General features: G+C 62.9%; 17 protein-coding genes and 2 pseudogenes. 10 read left to right on the plus strand and 9 right to left on the minus strand.

Annotation, left to right across the window (positions count from 1 at the left end; all coding sequences use genetic code 11):
* The 7 genes and pseudogenes from AC27IO_RS10015 to AC27IO_RS10045 form a co-directional block, all read left to right on the plus strand.
* Positions 1–262 (plus strand): annotated as a pseudogene (locus tag AC27IO_RS10015) (acyl-CoA dehydrogenase C-terminal domain-containing protein); the annotation flags it as partial.
* Positions 263–395: 133 nt separating this feature from the next.
* Positions 396–1,187 (plus strand): SDR family oxidoreductase, encoded by a 792-nt coding sequence (locus AC27IO_RS10020; RefSeq protein WP_272568825.1) that lies wholly within the window; start codon positions 396–398, stop codon positions 1,185–1,187.
* Positions 1,188–1,269: 82 nt separating this feature from the next.
* On the plus strand, positions 1,270–1,713 hold the full coding sequence (locus AC27IO_RS10025) for a PaaI family thioesterase (protein ID WP_284427144.1): 444 nt from the start codon (positions 1,270–1,272) through the stop codon (positions 1,711–1,713).
* Between the two features lie 105 nt (positions 1,714–1,818).
* Positions 1,819–2,835, plus strand: a complete 1,017-nt coding sequence (locus AC27IO_RS10030) for an NADP-dependent oxidoreductase (RefSeq protein ID WP_317357627.1) — start codon at positions 1,819–1,821, stop codon at positions 2,833–2,835.
* Positions 2,836–2,837: 2 nt separating this feature from the next.
* On the plus strand, positions 2,838–3,290 hold the full coding sequence (locus AC27IO_RS10035) for a GNAT family N-acetyltransferase (protein ID WP_498738780.1): 453 nt from the start codon (positions 2,838–2,840) through the stop codon (positions 3,288–3,290).
* Between the two features lie 49 nt (positions 3,291–3,339).
* A pseudogene (locus tag AC27IO_RS10040) lies at positions 3,340–4,218 on the plus strand (glutathione S-transferase family protein); the annotation flags it as partial.
* A 347-nt stretch (positions 4,219–4,565) separates the two neighbouring features.
* Positions 4,566–7,034, plus strand: a complete 2,469-nt coding sequence (locus tag AC27IO_RS10045; RefSeq protein ID WP_498738782.1) for an RHS repeat-associated core domain-containing protein — start codon at positions 4,566–4,568, stop codon at positions 7,032–7,034.
* A gap of 434 nt (positions 7,035–7,468) precedes the next feature.
* On the opposite strand, the gene AC27IO_RS10050 is transcribed toward AC27IO_RS10045, so the two are convergent.
* The 4 genes from AC27IO_RS10050 to AC27IO_RS10065 all read right to left on the minus strand — a co-directional run bounded on the left by AC27IO_RS10050 (position 7,469) and on the right by AC27IO_RS10065 (position 11,988).
* Entirely contained in the window at positions 7,469–8,479 is a 1,011-nt protein-coding gene (locus tag AC27IO_RS10050) for a Bug family tripartite tricarboxylate transporter substrate binding protein (protein ID WP_498738784.1), read from the minus strand.
* Positions 8,480–8,701: 222 nt separating this feature from the next.
* Positions 8,702–10,072 carry an MATE family efflux transporter gene (locus tag AC27IO_RS10055; protein WP_498738799.1) on the minus strand — a complete coding sequence of 457 codons (1,371 nt, stop codon included), beginning with the start codon at positions 10,070–10,072 and terminating at the stop codon, positions 8,702–8,704.
* A gap of 98 nt (positions 10,073–10,170) precedes the next feature.
* The gene (locus tag AC27IO_RS10060; RefSeq protein ID WP_498738786.1) at positions 10,171–11,469 is read right to left on the minus strand and encodes an MFS transporter; all 1,299 of its coding nucleotides are present in this window, start codon (positions 11,467–11,469) and stop codon (positions 10,171–10,173) included.
* A 63-nt stretch (positions 11,470–11,532) separates the two neighbouring features.
* A complete protein-coding gene (locus tag AC27IO_RS10065; protein WP_284428359.1) occupies positions 11,533–11,988 on the minus strand; it encodes a MarR family winged helix-turn-helix transcriptional regulator in 456 nt (151 codons plus the stop codon).
* Positions 11,989–12,039: 51 nt separating this feature from the next.
* On the opposite strand from AC27IO_RS10065, the gene AC27IO_RS10070 reads away from it, so the two are divergent.
* Together AC27IO_RS10070 and gloA are read left to right on the plus strand one after the other, a co-directional pair.
* Positions 12,040–12,591 (plus strand): PaaI family thioesterase, encoded by a 552-nt coding sequence (locus tag AC27IO_RS10070; protein WP_317355049.1) that lies wholly within the window; start codon positions 12,040–12,042, stop codon positions 12,589–12,591.
* Positions 12,588–13,004, plus strand: a complete 417-nt coding sequence (gene gloA / locus AC27IO_RS10075) for a lactoylglutathione lyase (protein ID WP_284402030.1) — start codon at positions 12,588–12,590, stop codon at positions 13,002–13,004. The genes AC27IO_RS10070 and gloA overlap by 4 nt, the downstream gene beginning before the upstream one ends.
* Before the next feature lie 175 nt (positions 13,005–13,179).
* Here gloA and AC27IO_RS10080 read toward each other — a convergent pair whose 3' ends face one another.
* Positions 13,180–14,382, minus strand: a complete 1,203-nt coding sequence (locus AC27IO_RS10080) for an MFS transporter (protein WP_498738789.1) — start codon at positions 14,380–14,382, stop codon at positions 13,180–13,182.
* Positions 14,383–14,478: 96 nt separating this feature from the next.
* On the opposite strand from AC27IO_RS10080, the gene AC27IO_RS10085 reads away from it, so the two are divergent.
* A complete protein-coding gene (locus tag AC27IO_RS10085) occupies positions 14,479–15,435 on the plus strand; it encodes a LysR substrate-binding domain-containing protein (protein ID WP_317355041.1) in 957 nt (318 codons plus the stop codon).
* Between the two features lie 249 nt (positions 15,436–15,684).
* Here AC27IO_RS10085 and AC27IO_RS10090 read toward each other — a convergent pair whose 3' ends face one another.
* From AC27IO_RS10090 to AC27IO_RS10105, 4 genes are all read right to left on the minus strand, one after another.
* On the minus strand, positions 15,685–16,623 hold the full coding sequence (locus tag AC27IO_RS10090; RefSeq protein WP_498738790.1) for a hypothetical protein: 939 nt from the start codon (positions 16,621–16,623) through the stop codon (positions 15,685–15,687).
* Between the two features lie 476 nt (positions 16,624–17,099).
* Positions 17,100–17,789: an adenylate/guanylate cyclase domain-containing protein gene (locus AC27IO_RS10095; protein ID WP_498738793.1), complete on the minus strand. Its 690-nt coding sequence runs from the start codon at positions 17,787–17,789 to the stop codon at positions 17,100–17,102.
* Between the two features lie 5 nt (positions 17,790–17,794).
* Positions 17,795–18,706 (minus strand): TIR domain-containing protein, encoded by a 912-nt coding sequence (locus AC27IO_RS10100; RefSeq protein WP_498738795.1) that lies wholly within the window; start codon positions 18,704–18,706, stop codon positions 17,795–17,797.
* Positions 18,707–20,041: 1,335 nt separating this feature from the next.
* Entirely contained in the window at positions 20,042–20,395 is a 354-nt protein-coding gene (locus AC27IO_RS10105) for a hypothetical protein (protein WP_498738797.1), read from the minus strand.
* Positions 20,396–20,775 lie beyond the last annotated feature (380 nt).

Here is a 20,775-nt window from a genome sequence, read left to right on the forward strand (position 1 = left end):
ACGGGCGAGCCCACCGAGGCGCTCGCCAACGCCGTGCCCTACATGCAGGCCTTCGGCCACACGGTGCTGGCCTGGGTGTGGCTGGACGTGGCCCTGGCCACCCCTGCGCGCCGATGCCGCGCAGGCCGCGCCCGCGAGCGTGGGCCGCCTGGGCGCGGCGCGCTACTTCTTTCATTACGAGCTGCCCAAGATCGGCGCCTGGCTGAACGTGGTGCGCACGCGCGACGGCACCTGCGCCAGCCTGCCGGAAGACGCGTTCTGACCGCGCCCGGCCATCGCTCCCGGGACACCGCCGGGCGCCGGTCCGCAGCACAATGCACCGGCGCCGCGCGGATCGGGCAACGTTCAGGCAGGCCGCGCCGGCCCCCCATCACCACCAACGAGGAGACCCCGACATGACCCGCACCATCCAACAACTGTTCGACCTCTCCGGCAAGACCGCGCTGGTCACCGGCGGCTCGCGCGGGCTGGGGCTGCAGCTGGCGCAGGCGCTGGGCGAGGCCGGCGCGCGCATCGTGCTCAGCTCGCGCAAGGCGTCCGATCTGGAGGAGGCCACGGCCACCTTGCAGCAGGCCGGCATCGACACGCGCTGGATCGCCGCCGACTGCGCGCAGGAGACCGACATCCGCCGCCTGGCCGACGAGACGCTGCAGCGCGTGGGCGATGTGGATATCCTCGTCAACAACGCCGGTGCCGCCTGGGGCGCCCCGGCCGAGGACCACCCGGTGGAGGCCTGGGACAAGGTGATGAACCTGAACGTGCGCGGCTATTTCATCCTGAGCCAGCAGATCGCCAAGCGCAGCATGATCGGGCGGCGCAGCGGCAGCATCATCAACGTGGCCTCCATCGCCGGCCTGGGCGGAAACCCCAGCGGCATGAACACCATCGCTTACAACACCTCCAAAGGCGCCGTGATCAACTTCACCCGTGCGCTGGCCGCCGAGTGGGGCAAGTACAACCTTCGCGTGAACGCCATCTGCCCCGGCTTCTTCCCGAGCCGGATGACGGTGGGCACCCTGAAGGCCATGGGCGAGGAAAAGCTCGCCAACCATGCGCCGCTCGGACGGCTGGGCGACGACGAAGACTTGAAGGGCCTGTGCGTGCTGTACGCCAGCGATGCCGGCAAGCACATCACCGGCCAGTGGCTGGCCGTCGATGGTGGCGTGAGCATCGTCACCGGAGGCTGAGCTTCCGCGTCTGGATGACCTTGCCTGCGGTGGGCCACGCGGTGGCTATGCTCGTCGCTTCCCTCAATTCCTGGAGTGCCCTGTGCTGAGTTTTGGTGTCGAAATTCCTTTTGTCGATGAGCTGGGCTTCACGCTGCACCACATGAAGGGTGGCGCGTCCGAGCTGCACTATGAAGCGCGGCCGGAGCACATGAACTCGTTCGACGTCACGCACGGCGGTGCCTCCATGACGCTGCTGGACGTGGCCATGGCCACGGCGGCGCGCAGCGACACGCCCGACTTCGGGGTCGTCACCATCGAGATGAAGACCAGCTTCATGCAGCCCGCGCGCGGTCCGCTGGTGGCGCGGGGGCGGCTCATCCACCGCACCGTGTCCATGGCCTTCACCGAAGGCACGGTCACCGATGCGGAGGGCCGCGTGTGCTGCCATGCCACCGGCACCTTCAAGTACGTGCGGCGCAAGCCCGCTACGCCCGGCGCACCCGACGGCGCGGGCGCCACGGAGGGCGCACTGCCCACCGATTGACCCACCCAACCGAGCCCGCCAGGGTTCGGAGTCCTATCGCCTGCCAGCGCAATGAAAACGCCGGCATGCTGCTATCAAAACAATAGTCAACCCAAGGAGTCCAACATGCCCAGCAACGAACAGATCCTGCTCGACAACCGCCCGCAGGGCGAAGCCGCCACCAGCAACTTCAAGCGGGTGACCACCGACACGCCGGCCCTGAAGGACGGCGAGGTGCTGGTGCGCCACCACTACCTCAGCCTGGACCCGTACATGCGCGGCCGCATGAACGACAGCAAGAGCTACGCGGCCAGCCAGCCGCTGGGCGAGGTGATGATCGGCGGCACGGTGGGTGAGGTGGCCGAAAGCCGCCACCCGAAGTTCGCCGTGGGCGACAAGGTCGTCGGCATGGGCGGCTGGCAGCAGTACAGCGTGGTCGATGGCAACGCCCCCGGCATGCTGCGCAAGGTCGATACCACCCATGTGCCGCTGTCGCACTACCTGGGTGCCGTGGGCATGCCGGGCGTGACCGCCTGGTACGGCTTGGTGAAGATCATCGCGCCCAAGGCCGGTGAAACGGTGGTGGTGAGCGCGGCCACCGGCGCGGTGGGCAGTGCCTTCGCCGCGCTGGCCAAGGCCCGCGGCTGCCGCGTGGTGGGCATTGCCGGCGGCCCGGAAAAGTGCAAGTACGCGACCGAGGAACTGGGCTTCGACGCCTGCATCGACCACCGCGAGCACGGCGACCTCAAGGCCATGTCCAAGGCCCTGAAGGAAGCCTGCCCGGACGGCATCGACGGCCACTTCGAGAACGTGGGCGGCTACATCCTCGACGCCGTGCTGCTGCGCGCCAACGCCTTCGCCCGCGTGGCCGTGTGCGGCATGATCGCCGGCTACGACGGCCAGCCGCTGCCGCTGCAGAACCCCGCGCTGATCCTGGTGAACCGTATGAAGATCGAAGGCTTCATCGTGAGCGAGCACATGGAGATCTGGCCCGAGGCGCTCAAGGAACTCGGCACGCTGGTCGGCTCCGGCCAACTGCGCCCGCGCGAGACCATCGCCGAGGGCCTGGCCGCGGCGCCCGAGGCCTTCCTGGGCCTGCTCAAGGGCAAGAACTTCGGCAAGCAGCTCGTCAAGCTCGTCTGACGATGGCGCTGCACTGGACCTGGGCCCGCTTCGACGACATGGGCGTGCACGCGCTGCACGATGCGCTGGCGCTGCGCTGCCGCGTGTTCATCCTGGAGCAGGGCCCCTACCAAGACCCCGACGAGGCCGACAAGACCGCCTGGCACCTGCTGGGCCGCGGCGGCGCGGGCGACCTGCAGGCCTACCTGCGGCTGTCCGACCCGGGCGTGCACTACGTGGAGCCCTCCATCGGCCGCGTGGTGGTCGCGCCCGAGGCGCGGGGCACCGGCATGGGCTGGGCCCTGGTGCGCGAGGGCCTGGCGCGCGCGCAGGCCACCTGGCCGGACCGCGCGGTGCGCATCAGCGCGCAGGCGCATCTGCAGCGCTTCTACGGCGAGATGGGCTTCGTGGCCGTCTCGGCGGAGTATCTCGAAGACAACATCCCCCACATCGAAATGCTGTGGAGCCCCGCCTGACGGCCCGGGGGCCGGCACGCAGCAGCCACCACTGGCCAGGAGATCGTTCATGTCCGCGCTGATCCTTCACCACTACCCCTCGTCGCCGTTCTCCGAAAAGATCCGCGCGGTGCTGGGCTTCAAGCAACTGGCCTGGAAGTCGGTCATCGTGCCCAGCGTCGCGCCCAAGCCCGACGTGCTCGCGCTCACGGGCGGCTACCGCCGCACGCCCTTCCTGCAGGTGGGGGCCGACATCTACTGCGACACCGCGCTGATCTGCGACGTGCTGGAGCACGCTCAGCCCGAGCCGGTGCTGTACCCGCCGCACCTCAAGGGCGTCTCGCGCGTGTTCGCGCAATGGGCCGACACCACGCTGTTCTGGGCCGCCATGGCCTACAACCTGCAGCCGCGCGGCGCGGCCGTGCTGTTCGCCAACCTGCCGCCCGCGGCCGCCCAGGCCTTCGGCGAGGACCGCAAAGCCATGAGCGCCGGCATGAGCCGCCTGCGCCCGCACGATGCCACGGCGGCCTACCGCTCGTACCTGCGCCGCATCGCGCACATGGCCGAGGAGCACGAGTTCCTGTTCGGCGCCGAGCCGTGCGTGGCCGACTTCGCCGCCTACCACCCGCTGTGGTTCACGCGCACCTGCGTGCCGGTGATGGCCGAGATCTTCGCCGCCACGCCCGCGGTCACCGAGTGGATGGACCGCATCGCCGCCCTGGGCCACGGCCGCATGGAGAAATTCAACGCGCAGGACGCGATCGCCGTGGCCGCGGCGGCCGAGCCACTGCCGCTGCCGCCGGAGCCGTTCCAGGACGAGCACGGCATTCCCCTGGGCAGCGCCGTCACCATCGCCGCCGAGACTTTCGGCACCGAGCCGACCGAGGGCACGCTCGTGGCCGCCACGCGCACGCGCTACACGCTGGCCCGCACCGACGCGCGGGGCGGGCGCAGCACCCTCGTGTGGAACGACGCGCGCTGCTCATGCGCCACACCGACTGCTCCGGGCAAAGCACCCACTACGCCTACGACGGGCATGGGCAGTTGCAAAGTGTCACCGACGCGCTCGGGCAGGTCACCCGCAGCACCTTCGATGCGCGCGGGCGCCTCGTGTCCGTGGCCCTGCCCGACGGCAGCAGCCAGACCTTCGCGCACGACAGCGCCGGGCGCCTCGTGCAGCACACCGATGCACTCTCGCGCGCCACGCGCTATGGCTACAACGCGCGGGGCCAGCGCCTGTGGCGCGTGGACGGCGAAGGGCGGCAAAGTGGCGTGCGCTACGACGTGGCGCACCGCATGGCCGAGTTCACGACAGAAAACGGCGCCAGCTACCGCTTCGGCTACGACGCTGGCGACCGGCTCATCGAAGAAGTGCGCCTGGACGGCACGCGCATCGCGCTCGAATACGACCCCGACGGCCAGGTCACCGCCATCACCCACCACGCGGGCGGCGGCGATGACGTGTTCGGGGACATCGAAACCCAGGCCACCGAAGGCACCCTGGCGCAAGGACTTAAGGTGCAGAGCGCCATGCCCGCGCGGCGCACCGAAATCGTGCGCGACGCGCTCGGGCGTCTCATGGAAAAGCGCTGCCAGGGCCAGATCCTGCGCTACCGGCACGATGCCGCGGGGCGGGTGGTGGAGGCCGCGCGCCTGCGGGTGGTAGAAGAAGGAGATGGCGAACCTGGCCACCAGGATCCCGCCCGGGAAGAGCTGCTGCACACCGTGCGCTTCGAATACGACGCCGTGGGCCATCTGGTGGCCGAGCACGCCACGGACGCGGTCACCGGGCACACCCACCGCCTGCGCCACGCGCACGACGCGCTCGGGCACCGCACGCGCACCGAACTGCCTGCCGTCGCCCGGCCCGGCGGCCGGGTGCTGCAGCGCAGCCTGAACTACCTGCGCTACGGCTCTGGGCATCTGCACCGCATCGGCCTGGGCCTGCGGGAATCGCTGGCGGCCGAAGCGGTTGAAGGGGGCGAAGCGGCAAGAGAAGAAGGCGATGACCTGACTGCCGTGCCGGCGAGCGAGGCGCACCGGCTGATCGCCGACTTCGAGCGCGATGCGCTGCACCGCGAAGTGCACCGCAGCCAGGGCAGCCTGGGAACGCGCTATCTGCTCGATCCGCTGGGGCGGCGCGTGGGCAGTTGGACGCGCTCGGATGTGGGCCTGCAGGCGGCGGGCTGGGAGCGCGAGTGGCATCAGCAGCAGGTGGAGTTGGCCGAGCACGGCCCCAGCCATGCCACCGGCCTGCTCAAGCAATACCGCTACGATGCGGCGGGCGAGCTGCGCGACAGCGTGCACAGCCACAAGGGGCGCAGCAGCTTCCAGTACGACGGCACCGGGCGGGTGCTGCAGGCCTTGCGCATGGGGCCGGGGGCCGGGCAGGGCGCGCCGAATGCATCGGGCGCCTCGGGCCCCGAGCGCACGCAGGAGCGTTTCGACTACGACCCCGCCGGCAACCTGATGGACTCGCAGGCAAGTCACGGGGTGGGAGCGGGACCGGCGGGCGCCGGTTCGCGCGGCTACCTGCGCGACAACCTCGTGCGCGTGTACGAAGACAAGCGCTACGCCTACGACGGCCTGGGCCGCCTGGTCCAGAAAAAGAGCGGGCGGCACACGCTGCAGCACTTCGAGTGGGATGCGGAGGACCAACTGGTGGCCGTGACCACGGTGCGCCGCCCGGGCACGGCCGAGGCAACGCGCCAGGTCACGCGCTACCGTTACGACGCGCTGGGGCGGCGGGTGGCGAGCGAGGACGCGTTCGGAGTGACGGAGTTCGTGTGGGAGGGAATGCGGCTGATCGAGGAGCGCCGCGGGACGCGGGTGACCAGCTATGTGTACGAGCCGGGCGGCTATGTGCCGCTGGCGCGCATCGATGCGCAAGGGGCCAGGGCTGCCGACGCAGTGCAGGCGACGGTGCCAGCCACGGGGCGGGCCAGGGAACAGGCCGCGCCACGCGAAGAGGCGCCGGACGGCGCGCAGATCTACTACTTCCATGCCGACCCCTCGGGCCTGCCGGAGGAACTGACCGACCCCGAGGGCCAGGTGCGCTGGCGCGCCAGCTACCGCACCTGGGGCGGGGCGCTCAGGGAGCAGTGGGAGGCGGTGCGCATCGACGGCAGCGCCATCCCCGAGGCGCAGGCGCACGGCCGGGGCGAGGCGATCGAGCAGAACCTGCGGCTGCAGGGGCAGTACCTGGACCGTGACACAGGGCTGCACTACAACACGTTCCGCTTCTACGACCCGGACATCGGGCGCTTCATCAGCGCCGACCCTATCGGGCTGGCGGGTGGCAGCCATCTGCATCTCTATGCGGACAATCCATTGCGGTGGACCGACCCTTGGGGCCTGGAAAAGTACGTCATCATCGGAGAGGGGCAGGGCGCCGTGGAGGCCTATGCCAAGGCGATGAGAGAGAACCCCCGGCTGTCGGGACACGAGTTCAGAACGATCAAGAAGGACTGGCCTGGAGTCATCCGTTCCAGTGGCGCCTCCACCGAAACCATGAGTTCCTACGAATGGGAGCGCAAGGCCGTGCAAGGCAATATCGACTGGATCAATGATCGCCATGCAGAAGGTTATAAATTCATCGATATCGGGGCCGATGGCGCAGAAAATCGAAGCTCTTTTTACCTTGCGGAGAAACAGGCCTTGACGGACCTTGGCGTCAAACCGGCGCGAGGAAACGCAGCGGCCATTGCTGCCGCGCGAGCCGCGGCGCCTGTGAGCGGCCGGCCAAAATCCAAATTGGGATGCTGAATGGATTCTTCCTTTTCCAACGAGTACATCGCCACGTGGATCCATGTGCCCATACCGCGCCATGGCGAAGAACGAGCGCGAAATTTCTACGAGAAAGACCTCGGGTTCAAAAGAAGCTACAGCGAGTTTTGGGTGGCAGAAGATGGCTTGGTGCGTTTGCAACTCAAGTTCGTGGAGCACGTTGAACAAATCAACGCGCTCCAGCCGTCATCGCTGTGCAGCATCTTTGTGAATGGCGACTTTCTCTCGCTGTGCGAGCGCTGGGTGCGCCAAGGCGTGTCCATCGAATTGCTGCAACTCGATCCAGGAGGCTTCACCGCGGTCGTTTTGGACCCCTTCCTCAATCGCCTTGAGTTTCGTGGCGATGAAGAGTCCAGTGATTTCTCGATCGACACGAGTCAGTGGCCTTTTTTTTCGCCGCGCTTAGCTGATCTTCAGCCCATTCCTTCGGGTTTGATCTGGGCGCGCGCAATGACGGGTTTCCAGCGCGCCTGTTCTGATTTGATGAATGCGTCGAACTCCGCACTGGTGTTTCCAACCGCCAAAGCCGTTTCCTGAGACAGCTTTTCCTTGACCAGAGAGCTTCGCGCTGCCTTGACGGCCTCGATTTCCAGTTTGGCCAGATTGGCTTTGGGCCATTTGCTGGGGGCCATCAACCCGTACCACTGGGTCATTTCGAAACCTTTGAACCCCTGTTCAGCCACCGTGGGCACATCCGGCAATTGGGGAAGCCGCTGTGCGGTTCCCGTGGCAATGCAGCGCAATTTTCCGGCCTTGATGAAAGGCAGCAGGGCCGGTGCGCCCACGGCTGCGGCCTGCAGGCGGCCGGCCATCAGGTCGGTGAGCATGGGGCCCGTTCCCCGATAAGGCACGTGCAACATGAACGTGTCGGTCACCATCTTCAAATACTCGAATGCCAGATGGCCAGCGCTGCCATTTCCCGCAGAACCGTAATTGAGCTGGCCCGGACGGGCTTTTGCATAGGCAATGAATTCCGAAAGACTCTTGATCGGCAGATCCGGATGCACCACGTACAAGCTTGGCACTTTGGACACCAGCGTGATGGGCGCAAAGTCACGGTTGGCGTCGTATGGCAGCTTCGGAAAGATGTAGGGGTTGACGGCCAGCGTACCGATATGGCCCAGGATCAATGTGTGCTCGTCGGTGCTGTTGGCGACTTCCTGCATGGCGATGTTTCCTGCAGCGCCCGGCTTGTTGTCCACGAACACGTTCTGACCGATGGTCTTGGACATTTCTGCAGCGACCGCGCGGGCCACGATTTCGGAGCTGCCGCCGGGCGCAAATGGGACCACCAGTCGCAGTGGTTTCGTGGGCCAGGTGGATTGGGCACTCCCGATGCGCCATGGCAGAACCGAAACGGCGGCTGCAGAGCCTGAGAGAACGAGGCGACGGCGGCTGAGTACCGCCGGATGTGAAATGCGCATGGCTTGTCTCCATATCGTTGTAGTCAAGCAAACTGCGGGTGATGCAGATGCAGGGGCTTGCTCAGCTTAATGCAAGGTGGGCGTGGCATGGTGAGACTCAAGCATGGTGAGACTCAAAGCAGATCACGCAAGCATCCGTGTTTTAGTGATTTTACATAATATACATCGTATCTAGTGATGGATCAGTGCTGAGAGTTTGCATCGACCCATTCCTGTCTCGCGTCAGCCTGACGATCCTGTCTTGGCCGCCATATGTAGCTTGGGCCAACCCACGCGGCCGAACCAGGCGCCGCCCGCGATGGCCATGGCATTCATCGACCCATACACCACCAGCGCTACCGCCTGGGCCATGAACACTTGGATCAGCGTTCCGCCGGATTCCATCGCCCACCAGCCGCCGATGCCAGCGACCATCAACCGTGCAACGTTTCCGCCCACCGGCCAAGCCAGCCGCCCGGCGCCTTGTGACGCAAAGTACAGCGCCAGTCCCAGTCCGAAAAAGCCGTAGACCGGTCCTACGATCCGCAAATATTGGGCGCCGGCTTCCAGCATCGCGGGATCGGAACCGAACAGGCCAAGCCACGCATGGGGAAACAGCGCGGCGGTCACGCCGATGCCCTCGGTCAGTACAAACGCGACGGCTGCGCCGATCCAGCTCGCGCGCAGCGCGCGGGCGCGGTCGCCAGCGCCCAGGCATGTGCCGACCAGCGTGACCAGTGGCGCCCCCAGTCCGAACACCAAGGGGACGAGGATGTATTCCAGCCGCGATGCCGTGCCATAGCCTGCAATGGCGGCCGGCCCGAAATGCCCGACCAGTCCCGTGGCGATGCCAATGGTGAGATTGGTGGCAAGCGTCGATACGGCGCCTGCAAGCCCAACCCGCAAGATGCTGCCGAACAAGGCGCCGCGCCATTGAAGCCCTTGGCGAGACAGCCGCAGCAAGCTGTGACGCGAACGCAGATACGCGCACAGCGCCAGCGTTCCGCCCAGGTAATACAACACCAGCGCCAGCGCGCCCCCGGCAATGCCCAGGCCGGGAATCGGCCCCCAGCCGAAGATCAGGACTGGCGACAGCGGCACGAGCAGCACCGTGCCGGCGGTCGTGATTTTGGCTGGCAGCGCCATGTTTCCCGTTCCGCGCACCACCGCCGACAATGCGTTGAACAGCCACACCAGCACCGCGCCGGCAAACACTGTGTGCGAATAGGTGAGCGCTGCCTCCAGCGACGCGCCCTCCCCGCCCATCGAACGGTAAAGCGCCGCCCCGCCCCACCACAGCACCACCGTGAACAAAAAGCCGAAGGCGATGGCAATCACCAGCCCGGCCCACGCCAGCGATTCAGCCTGCGCAAGGTCGCGGCGGCCCAAAGCGCGCGCGATGGCGGACGCGATGGCACCGCCCATGGCGCCGGCAGACGTCATCTGCATCAGCATGACGATGGGAAAGACCAGCGCCATGCCAGCCAGCGCATCAGTACCAAGGCGGCCGATGAACCACGTTTCGATGAGGCCCGCCGAAGCCTGCGCCACCATGATCAGGACGTTGGGCGCCGCCATGCGCAACAGCAAGGGCGCCAGCGGCGCCTCCAGCATGCGGCGGGTGCGGGGATGCAGTTGGGGCGGCTCTGACGCCGAAGAAGCCGAGGCCAGTGCAGAGGCGGATGTGGCGGTTGAAGACATGGCGACTCCGGTCAGGCGGGCTGTGCCACGGCTTTTGCGGGCCGGGCCGGCCGCTGGATCAGCAGCACCAGGCCGGCCGCCAGCAGGCAGGCCGCACCCGCCGCGTAGAGCGCCGGGGTGTAGGTCAGCAGCAGCGTGCGCGTGAGGCCCGCGCCCCAGGCCGCCACGGCCGCGCCGATCTGGTGGGCCGCGAAAATCCACCCGAAGACGAGTCCGACCTTTTGCGGGCCGAACGTGGCGCCGGCCAGCTTGACGGTGGGTGGCACGGTGGCGATCCAGTCCAGCCCGTAGAACATGGCGAACAGGCCCAGTCCGTAGAACGTGAACTCGGAATGCGGCAGCCAGAACAGCGACAGGCCACGCAAGCCGTAGTACCAGAACAGCAGCTTGCGGTTGTCGTACCGGTCGGACAGCCAGCCCGACAGGACCGTGCCCACGAAATCGAACGCGCCCATCATCGCCAGTACCGACGCGGCGGGCACGGCGCCCATGCCGTTGTCCGCGCACAGCGAAATGAAGTGGGTCTGCAGCAGCCCGTTGGTGGACAAACCGCAGATGAAGAAGGTGGCGAACAGAATCCAGAACGTGCCGCTGCGCGATGCCTCGGCCAATGCCTTGAACGGCGTGGCGAAGTTCATCGCCATGGCGGGTGGCGGGGGCGTCGCCGCGGACGGCGCCGTGTCGCCATAGGCCGCCAGTCCCAGGTCCGAAGGGCGGTTGCGCACGAAGGCCAGCGCCAGCATGCCCACTGCCGCGCAGGCGATGAAGATCGGCGCGATGGCGGAGCGCCAACCCCAGTGCTCGATCATCCAGGCCGCGAAGGGCAGGAACGCCAGTTGCCCCGTCGCTGCGCTGGCCGTCAGCAGCCCGACGACCAAACCGCGCCGTGCGACGAACCAGCGGTTGGCCACCACCGCGCCCAAAACCAGCGCCGTCAGGCCGGTGCCCAGGCCCAGCAGCAGGCTCCACAGAACGAACAATTGCCACAGCTGGCTGGCCAGCGTGACCAGCGCCATGCCGGTGCCCACCAGGGCGAGGCCCAGGCACATCACCGCCCGCAGGCCCCAGCGCTCCATCAGCACGGCGGCGAACGGCCCCATCAGCCCGAACAGCGCAAAACGCAATGCCAGCGCGGTGGAGATCTGGTCCGTCGTCCAGCCGAACTCCCTGGACAGCGGCTGCAGCATCGCGCCCGGCAGGCCCAGCGCCGCAGACATCGTCAGCATGGTCAGGAAGGTGATGCCGGCCACCAGCCAGCCGTAGTGGATGCCATGGCGCTGCAGCCAGCGTGCGGCGGATTGGGACAGCATGGGCGGGCCTTTGGGTGAAGAAGGTATGGGGTGATAGCGGGGATGCCGTTCGGTCGAAACCGATCAGGGCTGCACGCCAGCAGCCGCGCCAACATCCAGCAAGCGCACCGTTTCGTCGAGCAGCGCGTGCAGGGCCGCCACGTGCGCCACGCCCAAGCGCTCGTTCAGCGCCTCTTGCGCAATGCGCCAGTGGCGCTGCGCCTCCTGGCGCTTGGCGCGGCCCGATTCGGTGAGCTGCACGCTGCGGCTGCGGGCGTTGTCTCCCGCCGCCACCTCCACCCAGCCCGCGTCCTGCAGCGGCCGGAGGTTGCGGGTGAGCGTAGACGCGTCCATGCGCATGGCACGCGCCAGATCGCCCGGCCGCACGGGGCCCAGGTTCTGGATGTGCGAGAGCAGCGAATACTGCGTGGTCTTCAGCCCGGTCTTGCCGACCTCGGTGTCGTAGTGCTGCGTGACCAGACGGGTGACCTGGCGCAGTTTGAGGTTCGTACAGCCTCGTGGTTTCTGGGGTGCGTCCATGGCATATGATTGTATCTACAACAATTGCAGGTGCAATCAAAGGAGATGCCGATGGCGAAAGAAGACACCCTGGCGCAGTGGCTTGCGCAGGAACAGGCCGTGATGGAGCGAATGAACGCGGGCCCAGGTGCCGGCGTTGCCACGCCGGCGCAGATTGCCGGCAAGACCGGGCTGGAGGTCATGCAGTCCATGCTGGCCGGCCAACTGCCCTACCCGCCCATCGCGCAGACGCTGGACTTTTTGCTCATCGAAGTGGGCGACGGCGCGGCCATCTTCCAGGGCACGCCGGGCACGGCCCACCTCAACCCCATGGGCACGGTGCATGGCGGCTGGTTCGCCACCCTGCTCGACTCCGCCCTGGGCTGCGCCGTGCACACGCGCATGCCGGTGGGGCGCGGCTACACCACGGCCGAGCTGAGTGTGAACATCGTCAAGGCCCTCACGCCCAAGGTGCCGCGCGTGCGCGCCGAAGGCCGCGTGATCCACTGTGGCCGCCAGTTGGCCACCGCCGACGCCCGGCTGGTGGGACCAGACGGCACGCTCTACGCCCACGCCACGACGACGTGCCTGGTCTTCGAGATGCCGGCACAATCGCGGGCATGAGATTCCTCCACACGATGCTGCGCGTTGGCAACCTCCAGCGCTCGATTGATTTCTACACCAACGTCCTGGGCATGCAACTGCTGCGCCAGTCCGAGAACCCCGAGTACAAATACTCGCTGGCCTTTCTGGGCTTCGACGGCGGCAACCCCGGCCAGGCCGAGATCGAGCTGACTTACAACTGGGGCACCGAAAGCTACGACCTGGGCACGGCCTACGGCCACATCGCCCTGGGCGTGCCGGACGCCTATGCGGCCTGCGAAAAGATCAAGGCCGCCGGCGGCAACGTGACGCGCGAGGCGGGCCCGGTCAAGGGCGGCACGACGGTGATCGCGTTCGTCACGGACCCCGATGGCTACAAGATCGAGCTGATCGAACGCAAGAACGACGTGGGCGCGGGAACCGGTTTGCGCTGACGGCGGCCAAAAGCTATATTTTTGATAGCACAATGCCCTAGTGAAACATGCGCTGGGCACCGATTTGACCTGAATCGAAAAACCACCGAGTGGACGGGCGGCCTGATCCGCTTTCCTGGCCCATCGGCCCCTGCCTGCCCGTCCGCGCGGGCAGGCCTGGCTTTGGCTCCAGCGGCTAGGCCTGTCCCTTGCGGGCCCACCGTGCCACCCACGGGCACGCCGCCACGGCCACCAGGGCCACCACCGCGCCAGCCAGCGCCACGCTGCCCACACCCCAGAGCGAAATGCTGGCGCCCCCCAGCATGGCGCCCAGCGCGATCCCGCCATTGGCCGCCGACACGTTGACCGTCCCGGCCAGCGCCTGCGCATCCGGCGCCGACTTCATCACCCGCAATTGGCAGATCGGATAAAGCGCCGTGTTGGCCACGCCCCAGACCGCCAGCGCGGCGACCAACCCAATGGGTTGCCGCGCCAACCACATGACCGCCACCATGCCCACCGCCAGCATCGCGCTGAACGCGGCCGTCGTCGCCAGGGGCCTGCGATCCACCCACAGGCCGCCCAGCCAGTTGCCGATCAAACCCACCGCGCCAAAGCCCATCAGCCACCAGCCCACCTGCGATGACGGCACCTGCGCCACCTGCTCCAGCAGCTCGGCCAGGTAGGTATAGCCGGTGAACATCGCGGTGAACACCACCACGGACAGCACCGCATTGGCAATGAAAGCCGGATGGCGCAGCAGGCGTGCCTGCGCCGCCAAGCCCACACGCTGGCCGGCTTTCATGCGGGGCATGGCCATCTGCAGCAGCGCGGCCACCGCCAGCGACAGGGCCGCCAGGATCCAGAAGGCAGCGCGCCACCCCACCGCATCGCCAGCCAGGGTGCCCAGCGGAATGCCGAACAGCATGGCGCCCGAGATGCCCAGGTAGACCGTCGACACCGCCCTCCCCGCCCGCTGCGGCCCGGCCAGTTGCGCGGCGGTCTCGCTGGCCGTGCCCCAGAACACGGGCAAGGCCAGGGCCGGCACGATGCGCGCGATCGCCAAAACCCAGAGATTGGGCGCCATCGCCGCGACGGCATTCGACACGGCAAAAAGCACCAGCACCGCCACGAACAGGCGCTTGCGCTCGATGTGGCCCAGCCACGCCGTCAGCACCGGCCCGCACAGCATCACCACCACGGCGAAGAGCGTCACCAACTGGCCGGCCGTGGAAACGGACACACCCAGATCCCGGGCCAATGCCGGCAGCAACCCCACCATCAGGAATTCGGTGGTCACGATCACGAACGCGGACACCGCCAGCACGACGATGGACGATGCCCCGGCTTTCGTGCCGGTGGGTTCGGTGGTGATGGGTTCTGTGGCGAGCGTGGGCATACGGATGGGAATGGGGATGGTCAAAGCCTTCTTTAGGCTGATCCGTCAGCTTATTCAATCCAGCGTTTCTTCTGTTGGATGCTTTTTCCTGATTCAATGGAGAAAAATTCTGCAATCGACTCCCTGGAGGGCCCCGCCATCGTGAACAGCTCGGAACGCCTCAAAGGCATCGACGTGTTTGTCGCCGTCGCCGCCGCCGGCAGCTTCGCGGCCGCGGCAGAGCGGCTGAACCTCACCGGTTCCGCCGTCGGAAAATCCATCGCACGGCTGGAGGCGCGGCTGAGCACCCGGCTGTTCGAGCGCACCACCCGCAAGCTGCAGTTGACGGACGCCGGCACCGCCTTCCACCGGGTTTGCCTGCGCGTGCTGGAAGACATCGAATCGGCCGAACGCGTGCTGGCATCCGACACCGCCGAGCCATCCGGCCGCCTGCGCGTGGACGTACCCGCCACCTTCGGCCGCCGCCAGGTCATGGCCTGGCTCATGGCCTTCGCGGCGGATCACCCCGCGGTGCAATTGCACGTCTCGTTCACCGACCGCTTCGTGGACGTGGTGGATGACGGCATCGACGTCGCCGTGCGCATCGGCGGCGCCGACACCTGGCCCGCCAACCTGGGGCACCGGTTCCTCGGCAAGGAGCGCCTGATCTTCTGCGCCTCACCCGCCTATCTGGAGCGCAAGGGCGTGCCCGCCACGCTGGAAGACCTGCTGTCCTCGCACGACGCGATCACCTACGGCCGCGCGGACGGAACGGCCAGCCCCTGGCTCATTTCCCAGGGAGCCGGCCCGACCGAGCGGCGCGCGGTGGACAGCCGCATCGTCGTGGGCGATGGAGAGGCACAGCTCAACGCCGTGGTGGCGGGCCTGGGGGTCGCGCAACTGGCGACCTGGCTGGCGGGGGACGCGCTGCGTGCGGGGCAGTTGGTGCCGATCCTGCCGGACTACGATCTGGAGGGATTACCGCTGCACATCGTCTGGCCGCGCAGCAAACGGCTGCTGCCCAAGGTGGATAGCTTGCTGGGCCACTTGGCGGAGCATTTGCGCGTGCGTTGAAATGGGATTCACGCGGGGGGAGCGGTCTCTAGTAATAAGAGGGGTTGGGCCCAATACCGCTTTTCAGCTTTGATGTGTGGGTGTCGGCTGTGCGGCGTTTTCTGTCATCCGAGCTTTTCCGCCGAATGAGTACTATCGGCCAGGAGCAGCCGGTCACCGCAAATGAAAGCGGACGCTCAACGTCTGAATTCACCCGCCTGCGAGGCTTTTCGCGCAGGTCCGGTGGAATAATGGGTTACGCGTCACTGCTTAAATTTTTTTCTGTGCGTCTACGATATAGGCAAGATCTCTGCCGGGTGCTTTCAGTTCCGCTTCTTGCATAGCTATGTGAGCATCATTGATCTTGAATGGCATTTCTGCGAGGGACTTAAATTTAAGCTTCATCAGAGACTCAAAAACTTCTGCTGCAGTCGTCACAATTGTTCTTAATGCCCCCGACGAGAACTTGGCATCTTGAATCTTCATGTATTGTTGATATTCGTCTAGGAGATGGGAAACTTCATCCTGTAGGTGATTAATATTCAGGTCTTTTCGTTCAGACACCTTGTTCATCCAATTTTTGAGGCGCCTAAATTTTATTTTTGCCTCCTCATCGTTTCGCCAATCAATTATTGCTTCCCAAGGTGTTTCGGATGTTGGTTGTGGAATGCCGGAAAGCACTAGATCAAGAATAAGGCTTCGACCGTTGTTAGGGATATTTTTGGTTTGATGTCGCTGTAGTGAATTGCTACTTAGAACGATTGGAACGTCATGAAGAGGGTTTCGAATACCGGAGATCGCTAGCTCGGGTGTGGCCTCGATAATTAATTCGCTACTTGTGGCTTGTGATATATCACTTTCAGCAGGAGTATTGCCGGGCTGAAAGTAGCGTGTACTCGTAGTGGTTCTAATAACCCATACTGGAAGATCTTTATTAAAGCCTTCCATTTCCCAACCTGTTGGAAATGGATCCTCCTTCGGCGACTCAAGGAACCCGTTATCGAAAAGCCAGTTGAGTTGGGTTGAAACTCTGTTAATTTGCTCTTCGTCGTAATATGCCCTTGAAAGGGGAAAGCGTGCTCGCCGAGCACGGGGAATGCTGGTTAAGAATGCGAGAGCAACCTTATCGACAATCAAGGCTGATTTCTTTAGGCTTTCGAGCGAGTTCTCTCCAACAAAAGGTAGCAAAGCAGTTCTTAATTTATCCATTAATCTATTCTTTTCAAATTATTGAACCAGATTTCTTCTGTGTTAATGTTTATTAGGTTAATTCAGTTGTATTGCTCCGCTGAGTACGTTATCGATGACACCCAACGTGATGTATCCCGCAAAACCCGTGGAATAAACTGGGCTGTGCGGGATATTCTGGACACTGATTTCTCCTGGCAGTGGCTTGCAGCTTAGGTTTGCAAGGGCGACCTGTTTAAAAAATTCAGGTATAAAACTCCGTGAACCCGGCACGCGTCAACTCGGCAAATTATAGCTCGCAAGTCGGCAGGCACCGAGATTTCCAACAGCAGCGTGCAGCAAGTCAAAGATAGCTTCCGGGTGTCGCTTCTGAACGGCACCTCTGAGCCCAAAGCGGACATTTACCAGTCACGCCGCCCGAAGTATCTCGAATTCATACTTTAGCTAATTCTTCGCTCCTGTAATTAGGATCGGCGCTAACAGTTTTAAATATTTCTTCAAACTACCCACCACCAAGATGAGCTGTAAGTTCTCAAATTCATATCTGACCACCACTCCTCAATCCACATGCTTTGGCCATTTGTATGTTTGAGATCAGATGCAAGCATGTCATAGACATCGGCAGTAATTCGGGTTGGTTGTCCAGCCCAGTCAGTTAGCTTCGCAGCGTAGTTCGCCGCGCGCCCGATCCAAACAAGGTCGTTGTCGCCTTTTACGCCAATTCGCGCTGCTCTGAGTTGGCTAGTATCAACTCCAACAACGTGATTTAAAATGAAGTCGGTTGAGTATTGCTTATTTAACGCCGGCTGAATAATTTTCTTGCAGGCATAGTTGATTTTTAACGCAGCTCGTGCAGCGGACGTATTCTTGCTGTTGCCCGTAAAAACCGCCATTACACGGTCGCCATCGTATGCAGTTATATTGCCGCCTTGTTCGCGAATAATGTCAGAAGCGCATTTTAGAAATGCCTTGTAAATTTCCGCGCTGAATTCCCATTTTTTTGTGTTGACCATATTTGTAGAGCCGTCCAGATCAGCATATAAGACAGTAGCTGTTTCCAAGTCTTTTGCATGATTGGAGTTTAGGCGTAGGTCTTCGGGATTCGGCACAACGGTCGTTTTTTGCACCTCCCATTGAGTGCTAAAAGTTTCTCCAACCCATTTTGTCAAATCGTCTTTTAGTGCCATGATGCTCAATTATTAGGGCCAAGTCGAATGATGTGATCACGCAGCTGGTTGCATGCGGGTGCCATGAGCGCGGCAGTGTCATGGCCCTTTTCGTAACGATAAGTGATGGTTGTGATGCCCGTTAGATCGCTTGGCAGCCGAATGTCACGCTCTCGCGGCTCCATTAATATTGCCCGCTCCTTACCTAATCTCCCCATAAATAATCCCAACTCGAAGACGACGTTGTCACGCGGAACTGGCCATTGCTGCCCCCTATATTCGGCAGCATCATCCGCATGAGCGATTGCAACCGCAAAGTCAGAATCGTCAACTGCATCCATCAAACTTTGCAAGGGGTAGCTAGTAGCTTTGAAAACCCCATCTGTCCACACGGTTGTTATAAAAGCATCATGCCCAAATGCATTCTGGATTGCGCGTGCTACCCCTAATGACTCAACGGAGGAAATGACGAATAGCTTAATCTTTTCCCTATAAGCTGTTACATGCGCATTTCGTTGGTGGAGGCGCCTCACAAGTTCTCTTGCGATACAGCGGTAAATGTCGGGAAATTTCAAGCAAACATCGTAGAATGCTTGCTCTGAGATGCGCGCTACCATGCTTTTCTCCGTTGCAATTACGCTAGCAGCGCGAGGTTGTGCCGGCTCAATTGCCGCCATTTCACCGACATGGTCGCCTGGAAACCTACGCGCGATAAGCCGTTTATTTACAATTATTTTGAACGCACCACTTAAAATGAAATAAACGTCGTTATCGTCTGCACCTTGTGAAATTAATTCCCGGTCGGCCTCCACAAGCTCTAAATTAATAATATCAGCCACTTGAGCCGCTAGCTCTAGATTTCCTGCAATCAGCTTCTGCGCACATAGCGCTTCGATGAGAAGTTGTTGCCCACGTTTGCCAGAAAACCTATCAAGCATTTAGAGCCACCAGAAGTTATTGGACATTCCAGCATGTTACGTGAAGTCGGCCTTGACCGAAACTTTTTGAGGACCGCCTGCTACTGCTGGCCGATAGTAGACCTCACCTAAGACAGCATTGCGCCTTTCGTCGGCCGAAGCCTCCAAAGCCTCTTCTGTCGCTTCATTCGACATGGTGCTCGAGGGTCATCACTTTTTGGCCAATCTTCAAAAAGATGCCACGCAGTCACTAAGAAATTAAATGCGTCGTAGCAATGCCATTCATGTTGAAGCCGAGTCGAGTCGAATTTCAGCTTTTCGTACATTTCTCTACTAGACGCGATTCCCAGAACAGGCCCCTCTCTGTCTCTAAGCACTTTTGCCATTACTACCCCCCTCCACCAAAAAGAGCCTCACACCCTGTCAGGCCAAGCGTGGTTCCATGGCCAAGTGACCACTTCTAACCATATTTAGCCACCTACTGGGATGTCGGCTTCTGGCCGATAGTACCTGTTCGCGCTAAACGTGCGAAGGGCTCCTACCAGCCCGAAGCGGAATCTCGTGCTCTATTTGCAAAGCAGTCAATCAGATTTCAATACGAGCGATAAGCTGAAGTACGCTACGTCTCCAGAGTCAATTCACTATCCACAAATAACCGAATGAAGAAACTTCTAGCATCGCTGGTTGGCGTCATGACGCTTGTGACAGGTTGTGCCACCGGTCCTACTCAACTTGCAGACTTAAAGGCACCAGCAACTGCATGCAAGTCGCTGACATTGCCGTCCAACACGTGCGAACATTGCTGGTGCGTTCGGAAAGGACGCCGAAGTTTGCGTGCTTGCCGGGGTCTATCACGTCGAACGCGAAAACTCACAGGGCTACTTTTTCTTGGGGGACTTGCCGTCTGTGTACTGGCAGATAGGGAAAGACATCGTTCTGGTCAACGGTGGCATCTGGCTACCGCGTAGCGGGGCAGAATCACCCAGAATCTACATGTACCAAACCGCTGGCACTATCAAGGGCAGGACAGTCGCGGAAATTGAGACAGCGCGTTTTGCGAAGGCATCCAAGCTCTCCACCGATTCCGGCCAAGTGGCGTCCTCACTTGCGATTCAGAACACTCCAGTCAACGCAACACCAATGCAGGCTGGTCTCGGCGCGGGCTTGGCCGCAGCAATCGTCGGGGCACTTGTAGGTAGCGAGGCATATCCGTCTCTCTACGGAGAACCGAAGTCGACGACATTCATTGACTCGATTCGCCGGTACTTTTCTATTGAGCGTGCCGCGCCGCAGCCAAGTCCCAGGTAAGACTTGAGCGACTGCTTTCATCTTGGCGTCACGCCCGCTCTTGGCCGGCTAAAGCCGCTCGATGGAGCGTGCCAATATCTCGGCGGGAAACGCTGAGAAATGGCCACACCCTCCGAGCTTTTCATCGGGACCTAGCAAGGTGCCAAGTACCGTGACACGCTTTCCGTGCCATCGCCGAAGCTGCTCTTCGTTGAACTCAAGGGAGCCTGACCCGAGGCTTAGCCACACGCTCGATGGCTCGAGCGGCCCATCGTCTTCAGCATTGCGGCGCTCTGACTTTGGCAAATGGTCCAGGGCCGTCCGCTCGAACTCGAAGCACAGGATGCCCACCAAGGCGATGTTCTGGCCCACCAAGGTCGCCAGTCCATCAAGCGCGGCGTTCACGGAAAGCGCAGATTTCATCGAAGTTGGAAGCTGAGGTTGAAAGTCTGGGTTTGCAATGCAGAAGCACGCCCAGTGATGTTCTTTAATGTCTGCTCTCGATCGCAGCAGTCGCTCAATGAATGCGTGTTGAGCGGCAGCAACCAGCCTAAACCAGCTGATCAGAAGCCGTGGCTGCTAGCTCCCAGCTGGTCGCTGTCGTGGTAGCAATTGTTTGCCGGATACGGAGATAGCTACGGCGATCAAAAATAAACCGCCACCCTCCGACTGTTTTTGGGACAGCGGCGAGCACCTACCCATCAGCGCCAGCAGCCCCTTCGCCTCAAACCTTCGCGCGCAGCGCCACGGCCCCCCGCGCCCAACTCGTCACCCTCGCCCAATCCCCCCTGCCGCCAGCCGCC

Source organism: Acidovorax sp. KNOB132 (assembly GCF_057541515.1).